Annotated in this window: 16 protein-coding genes; 3 read left to right on the top strand and 13 right to left on the bottom strand. The window is 75.1% G+C overall.

What is annotated here, in order from left to right:
• Window positions 1-73: 73 nt before the first annotated feature.
• The 5 genes from GBN72_RS28025 to infC all read right to left on the bottom strand — a co-directional run bounded on the left by GBN72_RS28025 (window position 74) and on the right by infC (window position 3,788).
• Complete coding sequence (locus GBN72_RS28025) at window positions 74-1,123, bottom strand: sensor histidine kinase (protein ID WP_246212962.1); 1,050 nt, start codon at window positions 1,121-1,123, stop codon at window positions 74-76.
• A gap of 144 nt (window positions 1,124-1,267) precedes the next feature.
• A complete protein-coding gene (locus GBN72_RS28020) occupies window positions 1,268-2,131 on the bottom strand; it encodes a TrmH family RNA methyltransferase (RefSeq protein WP_151774739.1) in 864 nt (287 codons plus the stop codon).
• Between the two features lie 196 nt (window positions 2,132-2,327).
• On the bottom strand, window positions 2,328-2,711 hold the full coding sequence (gene rplT / locus GBN72_RS28015; RefSeq protein WP_151774738.1) for a 50S ribosomal protein L20: 384 nt from the start codon (window positions 2,709-2,711) through the stop codon (window positions 2,328-2,330).
• Window positions 2,712-2,812: 101 nt separating this feature from the next.
• On the bottom strand, window positions 2,813-3,007 hold the full coding sequence (rpmI, locus tag GBN72_RS28010) for a 50S ribosomal protein L35 (protein WP_007829094.1): 195 nt from the start codon (window positions 3,005-3,007) through the stop codon (window positions 2,813-2,815).
• A gap of 130 nt (window positions 3,008-3,137) precedes the next feature.
• Window positions 3,138-3,788, bottom strand: a complete 651-nt coding sequence (infC, locus tag GBN72_RS28005; protein ID WP_151774737.1) for a translation initiation factor IF-3 — start codon at window positions 3,786-3,788, stop codon at window positions 3,138-3,140.
• A 420-nt stretch (window positions 3,789-4,208) separates the two neighbouring features.
• On the opposite strand from infC, the gene GBN72_RS28000 reads away from it, so the two are divergent.
• The gene (locus GBN72_RS28000; RefSeq protein ID WP_151774736.1) at window positions 4,209-4,571 is read left to right on the top strand and encodes a DUF1844 domain-containing protein; all 363 of its coding nucleotides are present in this window, start codon (window positions 4,209-4,211) and stop codon (window positions 4,569-4,571) included.
• 102 nt (window positions 4,572-4,673) lie between these two features.
• On the opposite strand, the gene GBN72_RS27995 is transcribed toward GBN72_RS28000, so the two are convergent.
• From GBN72_RS27995 to GBN72_RS27985, 3 genes are all read right to left on the bottom strand, one after another.
• Entirely contained in the window at window positions 4,674-5,408 is a 735-nt protein-coding gene (locus tag GBN72_RS27995) for an SseB family protein (RefSeq protein WP_151774735.1), read from the bottom strand.
• A gap of 189 nt (window positions 5,409-5,597) precedes the next feature.
• The gene (gene mycP, locus GBN72_RS27990) at window positions 5,598-6,755 is read right to left on the bottom strand and encodes a type VII secretion-associated serine protease mycosin (protein ID WP_439959825.1); all 1,158 of its coding nucleotides are present in this window, start codon (window positions 6,753-6,755) and stop codon (window positions 5,598-5,600) included.
• Window positions 6,756-6,886: 131 nt separating this feature from the next.
• Window positions 6,887-7,963, bottom strand: a complete 1,077-nt coding sequence (locus GBN72_RS27985; RefSeq protein WP_151774734.1) for a hypothetical protein — start codon at window positions 7,961-7,963, stop codon at window positions 6,887-6,889.
• A gap of 140 nt (window positions 7,964-8,103) precedes the next feature.
• Between GBN72_RS27985 and GBN72_RS27980 the strand changes: the two genes are divergently transcribed.
• A complete protein-coding gene (locus tag GBN72_RS27980; protein WP_151774733.1) occupies window positions 8,104-9,306 on the top strand; it encodes an amino acid deaminase/aldolase in 1,203 nt (400 codons plus the stop codon).
• A gap of 235 nt (window positions 9,307-9,541) precedes the next feature.
• Here the strand turns inward: GBN72_RS27980 and GBN72_RS27970 are convergent, their stop codons facing one another.
• The 4 genes from GBN72_RS27970 to GBN72_RS27955 are packed head-to-tail and all read right to left on the bottom strand — an operon-like array spanning window position 9,542 to window position 14,465.
• Complete coding sequence (locus GBN72_RS27970) at window positions 9,542-10,897, bottom strand: HAD family hydrolase (protein ID WP_151774732.1); 1,356 nt, start codon at window positions 10,895-10,897, stop codon at window positions 9,542-9,544.
• Window positions 10,898-10,924: 27 nt separating this feature from the next.
• The gene (locus GBN72_RS27965) at window positions 10,925-11,716 is read right to left on the bottom strand and encodes a 3-oxoacyl-ACP reductase (RefSeq protein ID WP_151774731.1); all 792 of its coding nucleotides are present in this window, start codon (window positions 11,714-11,716) and stop codon (window positions 10,925-10,927) included.
• Window positions 11,713-13,092 (bottom strand): aldehyde dehydrogenase family protein, encoded by a 1,380-nt coding sequence (locus GBN72_RS27960; RefSeq protein WP_151774730.1) that lies wholly within the window; start codon window positions 13,090-13,092, stop codon window positions 11,713-11,715. The genes GBN72_RS27965 and GBN72_RS27960 overlap by 4 nt, the downstream gene beginning before the upstream one ends.
• Window positions 13,093-13,100: 8 nt before the next feature.
• Window positions 13,101-14,465 carry a glutamine synthetase family protein gene (locus GBN72_RS27955; protein ID WP_151774729.1) on the bottom strand — a complete coding sequence of 455 codons (1,365 nt, stop codon included), beginning with the start codon at window positions 14,463-14,465 and terminating at the stop codon, window positions 13,101-13,103.
• Window positions 14,466-14,667: 202 nt separating this feature from the next.
• Between GBN72_RS27955 and GBN72_RS27950 the strand changes: the two genes are divergently transcribed.
• Window positions 14,668-15,366, top strand: a complete 699-nt coding sequence (locus tag GBN72_RS27950; RefSeq protein ID WP_151774728.1) for a gamma-glutamyl-gamma-aminobutyrate hydrolase family protein — start codon at window positions 14,668-14,670, stop codon at window positions 15,364-15,366.
• Window positions 15,367-15,655: 289 nt separating this feature from the next.
• On the opposite strand, the gene GBN72_RS27945 is transcribed toward GBN72_RS27950, so the two are convergent.
• On the bottom strand, window positions 15,656-16,600 hold the full coding sequence (locus GBN72_RS27945; RefSeq protein ID WP_151774727.1) for a LysR family transcriptional regulator: 945 nt from the start codon (window positions 16,598-16,600) through the stop codon (window positions 15,656-15,658).
• Between the last annotated feature and the right edge of the window lie 30 nt (window positions 16,601-16,630).

Genomic DNA, 16,630 nt, shown 5'->3' with positions numbered 1-16,630 from the left:
GCCAAGGGCCGAGTCTAACGGGGCGGGTATGTGCGATCGCGCCCGTGGGCCGCGGTCCGGCGTCGGTGACCTCTCAGAGAAGGTACGCCGGGGTGCCCACGGGCAGGGTAAATCGGAACTGGGCGCCGCCGGAGGCGGCCCGCCCGACCGTGATGACACCGGAGTGGGCCTCGACGATGCCCTTGACGATGTAGAGCCCGAGGCCGGTGCCGCCGCGCTTGCTGCCCCGCCAGAAGCGGGTGAAGACGCGGTTCATGGACTCCTCCGGGATGCCGTGGCCCTCGTCGCTCACGGTGACCGACGTGGTGGCTTCCTCCCCCTCGCGGGTCGGTGCCTGGGCCGTGATCTCGATGGTGACAGTCCCCTCGCCGTGGCGCACGGCGTTTTCCAGCAGGTTGCCGAGGACCTGGTCGACCTTGTCGGGGTCGGCCCACAGGCCCGGCAGCGGCCGCTCCACGTGCAGCCGGAACCGGTCCGGGCTCTGGCCCGCGGCGACGTACGCCTGGATGTGGCGGTCGACGGCGGCGGCGATGTCGACGGGCTGGCGGCGCAGCTCCAGGCGGCCGGAGTCGATGCGGGAGATGTCGAGGAGTTCGGCGATCAGGCGGGTGACCCGGTCGGCGTCGGCGTCGACGGTCTCCAGCATCAGCCGCTTCTGGTCGTCGGTGAAGCGCTCCCACTTGGCGAGCAGGGTGGCGGTGAACCCCTTGACGGAGGTCAGCGGCGAGCGCAGTTCGTGGGCGACGGTGGCGATCAGCTCGGCGTGGCTGCGTTCGGTGCGGCGGCGGGCCTCGGTGTCGCGCAGGCACACCACCACCCGGCGCACGGGGCCGGTGGGCCGCTCGCGGACGTAGCGGGCGGAGACCAGCACCTCACGGCCGCCGGGCAGGAGCAGGTTGCGCTCGGGCTGGCGGGTGCGGGTGGCGAGGCCGTCGTAGGGGTCGGTCAGCCGCCACCAGCGGCGGCCCTCCAGGTCCTCCAGCGGCAGGGCGCGCTCCAGGGAGAGGCCGAGGGCCTCGTCGGCCGGGGTGGCGGTGATCCGCTCGGCGGCGGCGTTGAAGCAGACCACCCGGCCGCGCTCGTCGGCGACGACCATGCCGTCGGGCAGGTCGTCGGGGGCCATCGGGCAAGGGGCGGGCGCGTTCTCGCGCGGAGGCGACGCGCCCGGCGCGGTGCCGGACGGCTTCCCCGCTGGTGTACTGGTGCCGACGCTCATCCCCGTACCCACCTCTGCCTGTTGGTCAGGGCCCCCGAGGCAGTCACCCTACTAGCTGTCGGTGACGGAGCGGCACCCTCCGGCGGCGCGCTGTGCACGGGCGGAGGCGTAGAGGCACACGGCGGCGGCCGTGGCGAGGTTGAGGCTCTCCGCCTTGCCGTGGATCGGGACGCGGACCACGGCGTCGGCGAGCGCGCGGGTCTCCTCCGGCAGGCCCCACGCCTCGTTGCCGAAGACCCAGGCGGTGGGGCCGCCCATGGAGCCGGTGTCCAGCTCGTGGTCCAGGTCGTGGGTGCCCGCGCCGTCGGCGGCCAGGACGCTCACGCCGGCTTCCTTGAGCCCGGCGACGGCGACCTCCACGGGCACCCCCACCGCCACCGGCAGGTGGAAGTGGGAGCCGACGGAGGCGCGGACGGCCTTGGGGTTGTAGAGGTCCACGGAGGCGTCGGTGAGCACCACGGCCTCGGCGCCGGCCGCGTCGGCGCAGCGCAGCACGGTGCCGGCGTTGCCGGGGTCGCGGACGTTGGCGAGCACGGCGACCAGCCGGGGGCGGGCGCGGAGGATCTCCTCGAACGGGGTGTCCAGGAAGCGGCAGACGCCGACCAGGCCCTGCGGGGTGACCGTGGTGGAGATGTCGGCGATCACCTGCTCGTCCGCCAGGTGCACCCGGGCGCCGGCCGCGCGGGCGTCGCCGACGATGTCGGGGTAGCGGTCGGCGGCCTCGGGGGTGGTGAACAGCTCGGTGAGGGTGGGCGTGCCGTCGTCGCCGCGGTGCGCCGCGGCCTCCCGGACCGCCTGCGGGCCCTCGGCCAGGAACAGCCGCTCCTTGCCCCGGAAGTTCCGCTTCGCCAGCCGTCGGGCGGCGCTCACGCGCGGGGAACGGGGGGAGATCAGCTCGGGGGCTGCGGAGGGCATGGACTCACTTTCGGGGTGCGTGGCGTCGGGACACGGGCGTCGCGACGCGGGCGTCGGGACAGGAGTGAGGGAGCTGCGCGGTCGGCGGGGGCGGCGGGCGCCCGGCGGCGCCGGGCCGGGCCCCACACACGTCCGGACCCGCAGGCCGTCAGGCCTGCGGGTCCGGGGTGTCACAGCCGGTGGTCACCGGCAGACGTCACGCGGCCTTCGGCGCGTTCACGTCCGCGGGCAGCGCCTTCTGCGCGACCTCGATCAGCGCCGCGAACGCGGTGGCGTCGTTGACGGCGAGCTCGGCGAGGATCTTGCGGTCCACCTCGACGTTGGCGGCCTTCAGACCCTGGATGAAGCGGTTGTAGGTCATGCCGTTGGCGCGGGCAGCGGCGTTGATGCGCTGGATCCACAGCTGACGGAAGTCGCCCTTGCGCTTCTTGCGGTCGTTGTAGTTGTAGACCAGCGAGTGGGTGACCTGCTCCTTGGCCTTGCGGTACAGGCGCGAACGCTGACCGCGGTAGCCGGAGGCCTGCTCGAGGATCGCCCGGCGCTTCTTGTGGGCGTTGACTGCCCGCTTGACGCGTGCCACTTTTTAACTCCTTGTAGCGGGGCCGTGGTCGATGCTCACACGGCCCGGAAACGACTGGGTCCCGGTCTGGCTGACGTTCGGCGGCGCGGGCCGCCGGGACGTCACTTGCCGAGAAGCTTCTTGATCTTCTTGGCGTCGCCCGGGGCCATCTCGGCGTTGCCGGTGAGGCGACGCGTCAGACGGGACGACTTGTGCTCGAGCAGGTGGCGCTTGCCGGCGCGCTCACGGAGCACCTTGCCGGAGCCGGTGACCTTGAAGCGCTTGCTGGCACCGCTGTGCGACTTGTTCTTCGGCATAGCGCCGTTCTCTCCTCGTCGGTGGCGCTCCGGTGCCCGGTGCGGCTGCCTCGCGGCTGCCAGGCCGGGCACGGGTGGAGCGTCGCTCTGTTTTTCGGTGGACAAACCCCCGGACGTGAATCCGGGAAGATCAGGCGTCGGACGAAGCCTCGGCCTGGCCGTCGGCGGGGGCCTCGGCCTCGGCGGCGTTCTGCGACTTGCCGGGGTTGGCCTTCGCTTCCGCCTTGCGGGCCGCCTGGGCCTCACGGGCCTCGGCCATCGCCTCGGTCTTCTTCTTGTGCGGACCGAGAACCATGATCATGTTGCGGCCGTCCTGCTTCGGGTTCGACTCCACGAACCCGAGGTCAGCCACATCCTCCGCGAGACGCTGCAGCAGTCGGTAGCCCAGCTCGGGGCGGGACTGCTCACGACCGCGGAACATGATCGTGATCTTGACCTTGTCGCCCTGCTTGAGGAACCGGACGACGTGACCCTTCTTGGTGTCGTAGTCGTGCGGGTCGATCTTCGGCCGGAGCTTCATCTCCTTGATGACCGTGTGCGCCTGGTTCTTGCGCGCCTCACGGGCCTTCATGGCCGACTCGTACTTGAACTTCCCGTAGTCCATGAGCTTGCACACGGGCGGACGGGCGTTCGCCGCGACCTCGACCAGGTCCAGGTCGTACTCCTGCGCAAGCTCCAGGGCCTTGGCAAGCGGGACAATCCCGACCTGCTCGCCGCTGGGACCGACAAGTCGCACCTCGGGAACGCGAATCCGGTCGTTGATGCGGGGCTCGGCGCTGATGGATCCTCCTCGGTAGCACCACGCGGCGGCCTGGTGTGACAGCCGCGGACGTCTATGTGTTCGTGGGACCTAACCGCGCCGGGGCAAGAAAAATGCCCCGCACGGTTTCACAGGCGGGGCTCCTCGAACTGCTACCGGAGCACCACCGCGAAACGTCACGGGGCGCGCATCGGCGACCAACGCCCTGGGCGGGCGGTCGTCGCCTGACCGGTGACCCGCCGCCCGGAGGGCAGCCAGGTGGGAGTTCGAAGGACTCCACTTGTGGGCCGGGTCCGCGGTCTCGCGACGCACGTGTCCGGCCGGTCGTGGACACAAGATTAGCAGCTGGCGGGACGGTGCGCTAACCCGGTGTCCCGCGGCACCGGCGTCGCGGGACTCCCCCGCGCGGGCGGCGGCGGACCTGCGCCTATCGTGTGACCCATGAGTGAGCACGCTGAGCACGCCGAGACGCCCGACTTCGACGCCATGACCCGCGACATCGCGGAGGTTCCGGCCGTCGAGGTCATCGTGACGGTCGCCGTCAACCTGATGAGCGCCGCCGCGGTCCACCTCGGCCTCACCGAGGAAGGCGACAAGTACAAGGACCTGGACGAGGCCCGCAAGCTGATCTCCGCCCTGGCCGGCCTGCTGGACGCGAGCGCGACCGAGATCAGCTCCTTCCACGCCGCCCCGCTGAAGGACGGCCTGAAGTCGCTGCAGCTCGCCTTCCGCGAGGCCTCGGTCGTCCCGGACGAGCCGGGTCAGGGCCCGGGCGAGAAGTACACGGGCCCCGTCTGGGGCTGACCCACGATCCGGCCGGTCCTGCCGTCGGGCGGACCGGCGGCCGGGCGGACCGGCGATCGAGTGGTCCGGCGGTCCGCCGCCGGGGCCGACCGCCGGACGCGGTCAACCCGTCCGACGCACGTAGAGGGGCTCGCCCGGCAGCGGGGTCCCGGCCGGCACCACCGCCAGGTCCAGGCCCCGCAGCAGGCGGGCCCTCAGCGTCTCGTCGGTCGCGAGCCGGCCCGCGACCGAGCGGACCACCACGGGCGCGGCCTGCGGGTCGTCCAGCACCAGCGCCACCATCGCGTCCCGCTCCCCCGGCACCAGGTACGCCCGCTCCACGCCGGACTCGGCGGCGACCACCTCACGGACCGCCGCGGCGACCGCGGGGTCGGACAGCGGGTCGGGTGAGGTACGGCCCTCGGCCAGCGCGAGCAGCGCCGGGCGGTTCAGCTCGTAGGCCACCGGCCCGGCCATGTCCAGGACGACGGTGTCCGCCTTCTCGTGCGCGGCGGCCTGGAGCGCCTGGTGCAGCGGGACGGCGACGGGGCGGGCGGCCGGGTCCCACAGGGCCAGCGCCTCGGTGGAGGTGAAGGCGGGGAGCGCGGTGCGCGAGCCGGCCTTCAGGGTGGGCACGGCCATGTCGCTGGTCTTCTCGCGGCGCAGCCCGTTCTCGTCCTCCTCGACCTCGCCGAGCACGGCGACCACGGGAACCAGGAGCCGGGCGTTCCTCAGCGCCTCCAGCACCGGGCCGTGTGCGGTCCGGTCCTTCGACCATGCCTGCAGGGCGGCGGCGAGCCGCGGGTCCGCGGAGCCGTCGTCGTCCGCGAAGCCGGGGTCCGGGATGTTCTTGTTCACGCTCCGACCCTATCCCCGCCCCGCCCGCGCCCGGTCGGCGGCCGCCGTGCTCCGCACCGCCCGCCCCGCGGGTGTTCGGGCCGCGGGCGTTCGGGCCGCGGGCGTTCGGGCCGCGGGTGTTCCCGCTCCCGCGCGGCCGGAGCCGTGCGCGGCCGGCGCGGCGGGGAACCGGGGCCCGTGCGCGGCCGCTCAGGGGTGGCTTCGGGGGTGGTCCTCCGGCCGCCGTCCACCGCGGCCGAGGGCGACCGCGCCGACCAGCAGCACCACCCCCGCCCCCGCCGCCGGGAAGGCCCACCCGGGGCCTGCCGACGCGCCGGGCGCCTGATCGGGACCGCCGCCGAAGTACCGGTCGGCGTGCTGCGCGGCCACCCGCCGCTCCTCCGGCCCGGTCTCCGCCGCCGCCTTCAGCGCCGCGACGGGGTCCAGCAGCCCGTGTCCCCGGGCGTCGTCCCGCCCGCCGTCCGGCGCGTCCCGCGCCGTGTCCTCCAGCAGCCGCTTCACCTGGGCGGGCGACAGCTCCGGGTACGCCGACTTCAGCAGCGCCGCCGCCCCCGACACCCAGGCGGCCGCCGCGCTGGTGCCCCACCCCTCGTAGTACTGCCCGTCCGGGTCGGCCGTCACCACGTCCACGCCCGGCGCGCTCACCGTCGCGTACCACCGGCTGGTGGAGAAGTCGGCCCGCTCGCCGTCGCGGTCGACCGCCGTCACGGCGATGACGCCCGGATAGGCGGCCGGGTAGGACACCCGGTTGCCGGACTCGCCGCCGTTGCCGGCGGAGGCCACCACCACGACCCCCTTGGCCAGCGCGTACTGGACCGCCTCGTCCTGCTCCGGCTCGGGGTGCGCGGACTTGGAGTCGTCCCCGAGGGAGAGGTTGATGACGTCGGCGCCGTGGTCGACGGCCCACCGGATGCCTTCGGCCAGCGCGTCGGCCCGCGTGCGGCGGGCCTTGGCGAGCTGTGGGTCGCGCTCCTCCAGGATCACCCGGACCGGGAGGATCCGGGCGTCGGGGGCCAGCCCCATCACCCCGTCGCCGTTGCCCCAGCCGTGGCCGTGACCGGCGATGATGCCCGCCATCGCGGTGCCGTGACCCGCCCAGGAGTCGTCGCCCGGGCCGGCGCCGAAGCCGACCAGGTCCTTGCCCTCCAGGACGTTGCCCTCGAGGTCGGGGTGGTCGGGGTCCACCCCGGTGTCCAGCACGGCGACGGTGACGCCCCCGCCGCGCGTGGTCTGCCAGGCCTGCTCCGCGCCCAGCTCGCGCAGCGCCCACTGCCCGTCCCGGATCAGGTCGGCGTGGGCCACCGCGACGGGCTGCAGCACCAGCACCGCCCCCAGGACGGCGGCCACGGCAGCGCTCCTGCGACCGCCCCGGCGCGCGGGCCTGCCGGAAGCGGGCCCGCCGGAGGCGCGCGACACGCGGACCTCGCCGGAGGCGGCGGATGCGGCGGACGTCGGTCCGCAGGCGTCGGTCACGTCGGTCACGAGGGGGTCTCCCGGGCCGGGGCGACGGTCTTGCGCAGGTCCTGGGCGAACAGGCCGGCCAGCCGGCCAGCGTCGTGGCCGAGTCCGGCCTGGGCGGCGGCGGTCTTCGTGTCGCCCTCCAGTGCCTCCCGCGCGGGCACCGGCTCCTCCACCGTCCGCGCGTCCACCCAGCCGGAGACGGCGTAGACGACGACGGGCGCCTCGGTGAGCACGTCCACCGCCCAGGAGGCGCGTTGCTCCTCCCCGAACGCCTCGGCCGCGGTCCCCTCGGCCGCGTAGGGGCGGGGCAGCTGGTCGGCCCGCCGGTCCAGCCCGTCCTCCGAGATCCGGGACCGCAGGGCGCGCATCTCCTCCGCGTCCGCCTCGGTGAACAGCAGGCCGACGGTGACGACGTGACTGCCGGTGGCGTCGGTGTAGGTGGCGCGCAGCAGCCGCTCGCAGCCGACCGGGGAGAGGGTCTTGCGCAGCCCGGGGTCGAAGGCGTCGGAGCAGCCGCTCTCGGGGGCGACGGCGATCCGGTTCCAGGTGCGGTCGGCGCCGCCGGGGCCGAGGCCGTCGCCCTTGACCGAGGGCGGGAACAGCTCGTCGACGGGGGTGGTGCGCCACAGGTCGCGGGCCTCGGCGTAGGTGTCCTCCTGGCCGTCCGCGCCGCCGGTGACACCCGCGGTGACTCCGGCGGCCAGCAGGCCCGTGCCCAGCAGGCCGCAGGCCAGCGCCGCGCCCAGCCGCCCGCGCACCCGGCCGGGGGCCTCGCCGGGGGCCTGGAGCGGAACGGGCGGGATCGCGGCGGTCCGGGCGCCGGGCGGGCCCCACGGGGGCCGGGCGGTGGCGCCGGCGCGCGTCGGGGGGCCGGGGGGCACGCGCCGCAGCCGGACGGTGGTCTCCTGCGCCGTCGGTCCGGACCCGACGGCCGGGGGCGCGTCGGGGAAGCGGGCGGACGCGGCGGGCGGGGGCGGTGCGCCGTCGGCCCGGTCCCCGGCGTCACGGCGGTGCGCAGCGGCGGGCATGGACGAGGCCGAGGGGTCGTGCGGCGGCCTGACCGGCGGAACCGGACGGCGCGCTTCCGTGCTCATCTCCACCCCCGCCTCCGTGCCTGGTGTGCGCGTCACTCTACGGCCAGACGCCGCCGGCACGGGAACCGGTTCTCACGGTCGCGGCATCTGCCCGGATCGTCCCCCTACCCTGGCGTGGCCATGCCTGGCAGTCTGCGTCCATGACAGCCCGAGCCGCCGATCGCGCCCGTCTCGACGGGGCCACCGCACATCTCGAAGCACCCCTCGCCGTCGTCGACCTGGACGCCTTCGACGCCAACGCCGACGACCTGGTCCGCCGGGCCGGCGGCAAGCCCGTCCGGGTGGCCAGCAAGTCGGTGCGCTGCCGGGCCCTGCTGGAGAGGGTGCTGGCCCGGCCGGGGTTCGCCGGGATCATGTCGTACACGCTGGCCGAGTCGCTGTGGCTGGCCCGGGCCGGCTTCGAGGACGTGCTGTGCGCCTACCCGTCCGCGGACCGGGCCGCCTTCGCCGAGCTGTGCGCCGATCCGAAGCGGGCCGCCGCGGTGACGGTGATGGTGGACGACCCGGCGCAGCTGCGGCTGATCGAGGATGCGCGCGGCGGCGGCCGGGAGACGGTCCGCGTCTGCGTCGAGCTGGACACCTCCCTGCGGCTGCTGGGCGGACGGGTCCGGGTGGGCGCCCGCCGCTCCCCGCTGCACTCCCCCGAGCGGATGGCCGAACTGGCCCGCGCGGTGGCGGAGCGGCCCGGGTTCCGCCTGGTCGGCGTGATGGCGTACGAGGGCCACGTCGCCGGGGTGGGCGACGCGGTGGCCGGGAAGCCGCTGAAGTCCCGGGCGGTGCGGCTGATGCAGGCCGCCGCCCGCCGCGAGCTGGCGACGCGCCGGGCGGCGGCGGTCCGCGCGGTGCGGGAGGTGGCGCCGCACCTGGAGTTCGTCAACGGCGGCGGAACCGGCAGCGTGCAGCACACGGCCGCGGAGGAGGCGGTCACCGAGGTGGCCGCCGGTTCGGGCCTGTTCGCGCCGCGGCTCTTCGACGACTACACGTCCTTCCGGGCCCGCCCGGCCGCCCTGTTCGCCCAGCCGGTGGTGCGGCGTCCCGGTGTGGGCGTGGTGACGGTGCTGGGCGGCGGTTACCCGGCCTCCGGCGCCCCCGGGCGGGACCGGCTCCCGCAGCCGTATCTGCCGGAGGGGCTGCGCTACGACCCGATGGAGGGGGCCGGCGAGGTGCAGACGCCGCTGCTGGGGTCGGCGGCGGACGACCTGCTGGTCGGTGACCGGGTGTGGTTCCGCCACGCGAAGGCGGGCGAGCTGTGCGAGCGCTTCGCCGCCCTGCATCTGGTGGAGGGCGACCGGGTCACCGGCACGGTGCCGACCTACCGCGGCGAGGGCATGACGTTCCTGTGAGCCGTGCGGGCACCCGCGCGGACGGCGGGGCGGCCTGCGGCCCCTGCCGTGAGGACCGCCCCGCCGTGACGGCCCTGAGGCGGGGCGGCCTGCGGCCCCGGCCGTAAGGGTCGCCCGGCCGCCACGGCCGCCACGGTCGCCTCGGCCGCCACGGCCGCCACGGTCGCCTCGGCCGACCCGGTCGCCTCGGTCACCCCGGTCACCCCGGTCACCCCGGTCACCCCGGTCACCCCGGTCACGGTCGCACGGGACCGCCCGGCGCCCGCGGCTGGTCGGGGACGACCGTGCCGTCGTCCCGCCGCACCGGCGCCCCGCTCCCGTCGGGGCGGACGAACGCCGTCGTGGAGCACGGGTAGCCGCTCTCCGGCGCGGGCAGCGGCGCGATGAACATGGGCTGGACCAGCCACCTGCCGTCCGCGTCGTCGAGCGCCCGGCACATGATCTCCGGCTTGTGCCGGTCGAGCACCACCCGCAGCCCGGTGGCGTCGCCCACGAAGGTGACGTCGGTGTCCGCGTCGCCCGCTCCGAGCGCCGGCCGCCTGGCGGGCCCCTGCCGCTCCCAGGCGGCGGCGCCGCGTACCCCGTAGATCTCCTCGTTGACCCAGCAGCGCTTGCCCTCGACGTACGGGATGACCTCGCCCCGGTTGACGCCCGTGCCCCCGCACCCCTCGGCGTCCATGGTGATCCGCCCCCGGGCGTCCGTCACCGCCCGGATGGCGACGGTGTGGCCGGCGTCCACCCCGACCGGCCGTGACCAGACCTCGGTGACCGGCTCGAACCCGGCGGAGACCACGTACACCGTGAATCCCGCCCGCCGCAGCGCCCCGACGAGTTCCCGCTGCTGGTCGTAGTAGCGGACGTACGCCGGGACGGACCGGGTGCCCAGCCGCACCGTCGACCCGACGGGCGCGGCCAGCGCCTCCTCGCGGGCGGCCCCGGCGATCTGCCGGACCTCCTGCGGGGTGAGGCCGGCGAAGAGCCGGGGCACCCAGGCGTACTGGGGGACGGTGCGGCGGTGGTTCCACCCGCCGGCGAAGGCGGGCTCACCGGCGGCCGTCCGTCCGGTCTCGCGGATCAGCGAGATCTCGTCGGCGCAGGCCGGCATCGCGGAGGTCGGCATCGCCCCGCCCGCCGGCTTGCGCCCGCACGCCGTCCGCAGGGCGGCCCCGGCGGCGGGGGTGAGCCAGGGGCTCGTCGCGGACCAGTCGGCGGGCCGCCGCAGCCGGTCGTGGCGCAGGGCCCAGGAGAGGGTGGCGTCGGTGACGTCGTTCTTGACGACCGTGTTGTCCCAGTCGAAGACCGCCACCGGGCGCGCGCCGCGGTGGCCGGGTCCGGTGGCGCACGGCCCCACGGTGTCGATCAGCCGCTGCAGCCGCTCCCGGTTGTCGCCGCTCCACCTGCCGGACAGGCGGGGGCAGTCGGCGGGCGGGGGCGGCCCGGCGGCGGGGGCCGCGGGCCGCCCCGCGGAGCCGTCCGTCGGGCCGTCCGCGGGCGCCGCGGAGGACGGAACCGCCGTGGCCACCAGGGTGGTGGCCACGGCGAGGGTCCGGGCGGCCCGGACGAACAGGCGTCGGCACTTCACGTGTCCCATATGCCCGGGACCGTACACCTCCGTCCGCTACAGGGGCGTGACGTACGCGCCCGAGATGCCGCCGTCCACCAGGAAGTCGGAGGCGTTGACGAAGGAGGAGTCGTCACTGGCGAGGAAGGCGACGGCGGCGGCGATCTCCTCGGCCTCGGCGAACCGGCCCGCCGGGATGTGCACCAGACGGCGCGCGGCGCGTTCCGGGTCCTTGGCGAACAGCTCCCGCAGCAGCGGGGTGTTGACCGGCCCGGGGCACAGCGCGTTGACCCGGATGCCCTCCCGGGCGAACTGCACGCCGAGCTCCCTGGACATGGCGAGCACGCCGCCCTTGGAGGCGGTGTAGGAGATCTGCGAGGTGGCCGCGCCCATCCGGGCGACGAAGGAGGCGGTGTTGATGATGGAGCCCCTGCGTTGGCGCCGCATGTAGGGGATGGCGGCCTTGCAGCAGAGGTACACGGAGGTCAGGTTGACCTCCTGGACCCGCTTCCACGCCTCCAGGCCGGTGTCCAGGATGGAGTCGTCGTCGGGCGGGGAGATGCCGGCGTTGTTGAAGGCGACGTCGACCGATCCGTAGGTCTCGTGGGCGGTGCGGAACAGCGCCTCGACCTGCTCGGGGTCGGTGACGTCGACCATGACGAAGGTCCCGCCCACCTCCTCGGCGGCGGCCTTGCCGGTGGTCGCGTCGATGTCGCCGCAGACCACGTGGGCGCCCTCGGCGGCGAGCCGCCGCACGGAGGCCAGGCCGATGCCGCTGCCCGCGCCGGTGACGACGGCGGTGCGGCCGACGAGGCGGCGGCAGACGGGCTGCTGACTGGTGTCGCTCATGGGGCGGAGTCCTCCGTGCTGATGAAGACGTTCTTGGTCTCGGTGAAGGCGGTGAGCGCGTCGGGGCCGAGTTCCCGGCCGATGCCGGAGCCGGCGAAGCCGCCGAACGGGGTCCAGTAGCGGACGCTGGAGTGCGAGTTGACCGACAGGTTGCCCGCCCGTACGGCCCGCGAGACCCGCAGGGCGCGGCCCACGTCACGGGTCCACAGGGAGCCGGAGAGCCCGTACTCGGTGTCGTTGGCGAGCCGGACGGCGTCCTCCTCGTCCTCGAAGGGCAGTACCACCGCCACCGGCCCGAAGATCTCCTCGCGGGCCGCCGGGGCGTCCGGTGCCACGTCGGTGAGCACGGTCGGCGGGAACCAGAACCCGGGCCCCTCGGGCGCCTTGCCGCGGATCGCCGCACCGGCGCCGTCCGCGTAGGAGCGCACCCGCTCCAGCTGGGCGCGGGAGATCAACGGGCCCATCTGCGTCCGCTCGTCGGCGGGGTCGCCCACCCGGACGGACCGCACCGCCGGTTCCAGCAGCTCCAGGAACCGGTCGTACACCGGGCGCTGGACCAGGACGCGGGTGCGGGCGCAGCAGTCCTGGCCCGCGTTGTCGAGGAACGCCATCGGCGCGGCCGCCGCCGCGGCCTCCAGGTCGGCGTCGGCGAAGACGATGTTGGGGCTCTTGCCGCCGAGTTCCAGGGTGACGCGCTTCACCTGGTCGGAGCAGAGGGCCATGACGCGTTTGCCGACCCGGGTCGAGCCGGTGAAGACGATCTTGGCCACGCCGGGGTGGCGGACCAGCGCCTCACCCGCGACGTCCCCCCGCCCGGGGAGCACCTGGAGCAGGTGCTCGGGCAGTCCCGCCTCCAGCGCCAGCTCGGCGAGCCGCAGCGCGGTGAGCGGGGTGGTCTCGGCCGGCTTGACGACCACCGCGTTGCCCGCGGCGAGCGCGGGGGCGAACCCCCAGGCGGCGACGGGCATCGGGAAGTTCCACGGCACGATCACACCGACCACGCCGAGCGGTTCGAGGAAGGTGACGTCGATGCCGCCGGGCACCGGGATCTGCCGGCCGTTCAGCCGCTCCACGCCGCCGGCCGCGTAGTCGAGCAGGTCGCGGACGTTGCCGGCCTCCCAGCGGGCGTTGCCCACCGTGTGTCCGGCCTCGCGGACCTCCAGCCGCGCGAGTTCCTCGTTGTGCCGGTCGACGACGGCGGCGAACCGGCGCAGCAGCCGGGCCCGTTCACCGGGCGCCGCGGCGGCCCATCCGGTCTGCGCGGCCGCGGCCCGTCGCACGGCGGCGTCGACGTCCCGCTCCCCGGCCCCGGGGACGGTGGCGACGACCTCCTCGGTGGCCGGGTTCAGCACTTCCAGGTCGTGGTGCCCGCTCATACCGTTCCTCAGAGTCGTTCGAAGGAGCGGCGCAGCTCCCAGTCGGTGACCGCGGCGTCGTAGGCGGCGACCTCGACGCGGGCCATGTTCAGGTAGTGGGCGACCACCTCGTCGCCGAAGGCGGCCCGGGCGGCGTCGCTGTGCTCCCACAGGTCGGCGGCGTCCCGGAGGGTGGCCGGCACCCGCTCGTACCCGGCCGCGTAGGCGTTGCCCGGGCAGGCGTCGGGGAGTTCGAGCTCGCGGTCGATGCCGTGCAGTCCGGCCGCGATCATCCCGGCCAGCGCGAGGTAGGGGTTGACGTCTCCGCCGGGCAGCCGGTTCTCGAACCGCAGCGACTGCCCGTGGCCGACGACCCGCAGCGCGCAGGTGCGGTTGTCGCGGCCCCAGGCGACGGCGGTCGGCGCGAACGAGCCCGGCTGGAAGCGCTTGTAGGAGTTGATGTTGGGCGCGTACAGCAGCGTGAACTCCCGCAGGGCGGCGAGCTGTCCGGCGAGGAAGTGCCGCATGGTGTCCGACATGCCGTCCTCGCCGTCGCCGGACATGACGCTGCGGCCGTCGGTGTCCCAGAGCGAGAGGTGGACGTGGCAGGAGTTGCCCTCGCGTTCGTTGTACTTGGCCATGAAGGTCAGCGCGACGCCCTCCTGGGCGGCGATCTCCTTGGCGCCGGTCTTGTAGAGCGCGTGCTGGTCGCAGGTGGTCAGCGCCTCGTCGTAGCGGAACGCGATCTCGTGCTGGCCGGGGTTGCACTCGCCCTTGGCGGACTCCACGACCATCCCGGCGCCGGCCATCTCGTTGCGGATGCGGCGCAGCAGGGGCTCCATCCGGCCGGTGCCGAGGACGGAGTAGTCGACGTTGTACTGGTTGGCGGGTGTGAGGCCGCGGTATCCGGCGTCCCAGGCCTGCTCGTAGGTGTCCTTGAAGACGATGAACTCCAGCTCGGTGCCCGCCCTTGCGGTGAGCCCGTGGGCCGCCAGGCGGTCGAGCTGCCGGCGCAGGATCTGCCGGGGCGCGGCGGCGACCGGGGTGCCGTCGGCCCATGCCAGGTCGGCCGTGAGCAGGGCGGTTCCGGGGTGCCAGGGGATCCGGCGCAGCGTGCTGACGTCGGGGTACATGGCGAAGTCGCCGTAGCCGCGGTCCCAGGAGGACATGGCGTAGCCGTCGACCGTGTTCATCTCGGTGTCGACGGCGAGCAGGTAGTTGCAGCCCTCGGTGCCGTGGTCGAGCACCTCGTCGAGGAAGAAGCGGGCGGCGAACCGCTTTCCCTGGAGGCGTCCTTGCATGTCGGTGAAGGCGAGGACCACGGTGTCGATCTCGCCGGCGGTCACCAGGCCCTTGAGTTCGTCCACGCCGAGCGGGGGTGTGCGGTCGGCCACGGGATGATCCTCCTTCAGGCTCTCGCACAGGCCCTGGGGCCTGCCGGGATCCTTAACGTAGGGGCTCGCAGGTTTTCCGGGGAAGAGGGCACGACGGGGGTTCCCGGGGCGCCCCGGGCCCACTGGGGCTCCGGTTCCCTCCGGTTGAAAACGTGAACGGGACCCACAAGGGTGTGCGGCAGGACCGTGGGAGGAGCGCCGCATGTCCGGACGACCGCTGATCGGGGTCAGCACCTACCTGGAGGCGGGGGTGCGGTGGGGCTCGTGGGAGCTGGACGCCGCGCTGCTGCCGTCCGGGTACCACCGCCTGGTCCAGCGGGCGGGGGGCCTCGCGGCGCTGCTGCCGCCGGACGTGCCGGAGCGTGCCGCGGGGGCGGTGGCCCGGCTGGACGGACTCGTGATCGCGGGCGGCCCCGATGTGGACCCCTCCCGCTACGGTGCCGGGCGCGACCCGCGCACGGGGCCGCCGGCGGTCGAGCGGGACGCGTGGGAGCTGGCGCTGATCGACGCGGCGCTGGAGGCCCGGCTGCCGCTGCTGGGGGTGTGCCGGGGGATGCAGCTGCTCAACGTGGCGCTGGGCGGCACGCTGCGGCAGCACGTCGACGGGCACGCGGGGGTGCCGGGGATGTTCGGGCGGCACCCGGTGGCACCGGTTCCGGGGACCCGGTACGCCGAGCTGGTGCCGGAGGTGACGTCGGTGCCGACCTTCCACCACCAGGCGGTGGAGCGGCTGGGGGCGGGGCTGGTGGTCGCGGCGCGGGCGGTGTCCGACGGCACGGTCGAGGCGGTCGAGCGGCCCGGGCCCGACTGGGTCCTGGGCGTCCAGTGGCACCCGGAGATGGGCGCCGACCTCCGCGTCGTCCGCGCCCTGATCGACTCCGCCTCCCGCGTCCGCACCTGAGCGCTCCCGGCCGGCGGCCGGCCCGAGCGCGCCACCGCAGAGCGGTTCGCCGAGTACGCGGCCATCGCCGCCGACGCCCTCGGCGACCGGGTCGCGATCCCGGCGTGCGCCGGCCCCCGGCGTGCGCCGGCCCTCGGCCGCCGAGCGGCCGCGCGTCCGCTCCGGCGGGACGCCGTCCGGCCCGGCCGGCGGCACGGACGGGTACGCCGACCACGCAGGGCGCCGGGGACGCCGGTGCGGTCCGCGGGCGGCCAGGACACCCGCGCGGGCCGCGCGCGGCCGGGGTCCCTCAGACCCGGGTCAGCGAGAGCAGTTCCCGCGCCGGGCCCACCGGGCGGTGGCCCGTGGGCCACACCGCCCGGAGGTCGCGGCCCAGCCGCACCCCCGCGTCCAGCTCCACCGGGACCAGCCGCCGCGCCGCGACCTCCTCCGCCACCGCCAGCTCGCTGACCACCGCCGGCCCCGCCCCGCCGACCGCCGCCGACTTGACCGCCGTGGTCGAGGACAGCTCGATCAGCGGCCGGGCCACCCCGCCCAGCGCCACCTCCAGCACCTGCCGGGTGCCCGAACCCTCCTCCCGGAGGATCAGCGGCGTGCCCGCGAGTTCCTCGCCCGCCACCGGCCGCCGGCGGCGCGCCCACGGGTGCCCGGGCGCGACCACCACGAGCAGCAGGTCGTGCGCGACCACCGCCGAGTCCAGCCCCTCCGGCACGGACAGCCCTTCCACGAAGCCGAGGTCCGCCTCACCGGACCGCACCCGCCGCGCCACCTCCGCCGAGTTCCCCGCGTGCAGCGACACCGCCGTGCCCGGCCGCCGCTCGCTCAGCGCGATCAGCCACCCCGGCAGCAGGTACTCCGCAATCGTCATGCTGGCCGCGACCCGCAGCCGGGAGTCCCGCCGGTCCTTGAGCGCCTGGGTCCCCGCGTCGAAGGCCGCCGCGGCCTCCACCACCTTGCGCGCCCAGTCCGCGACGAGCTGCCCCGTGTCGGTGAGCCGGGACCCGCGCGGTGAACGGTCCACCAGGGCCAGCCCGAGGTGCCGTTCCATGGACCGCACCCGGCTGCTCGCGGCCGGCTGCGAGACGCCCAGCTCGCGGGCGGCCCGGCCCAGGCTTCCCAGGCGGGCCACCGCGAGCAGCAGCTCGAGTGCTCCGAGGTCCGGAACCCGGTGCGCGAGGGTCCCGGCCGCGGGGGAGGCGGTGTCGTGCTGGTCACCGGAGGAGGAGCTGCTCATAACCTCAGCTTATGCCCTCATAGGATCGGC

Origin of the sequence: Streptomyces abyssomicinicus (assembly GCF_008974245.1) — a bacterium.
Taxonomy (GTDB): Bacteria; Actinomycetota; Actinomycetes; order Streptomycetales; family Streptomycetaceae; genus Streptomyces; species Streptomyces abyssomicinicus.
Note: the sequence above shows the minus strand (reverse complement) of the source record. Positions and strands in the feature narration are given on the sequence as shown.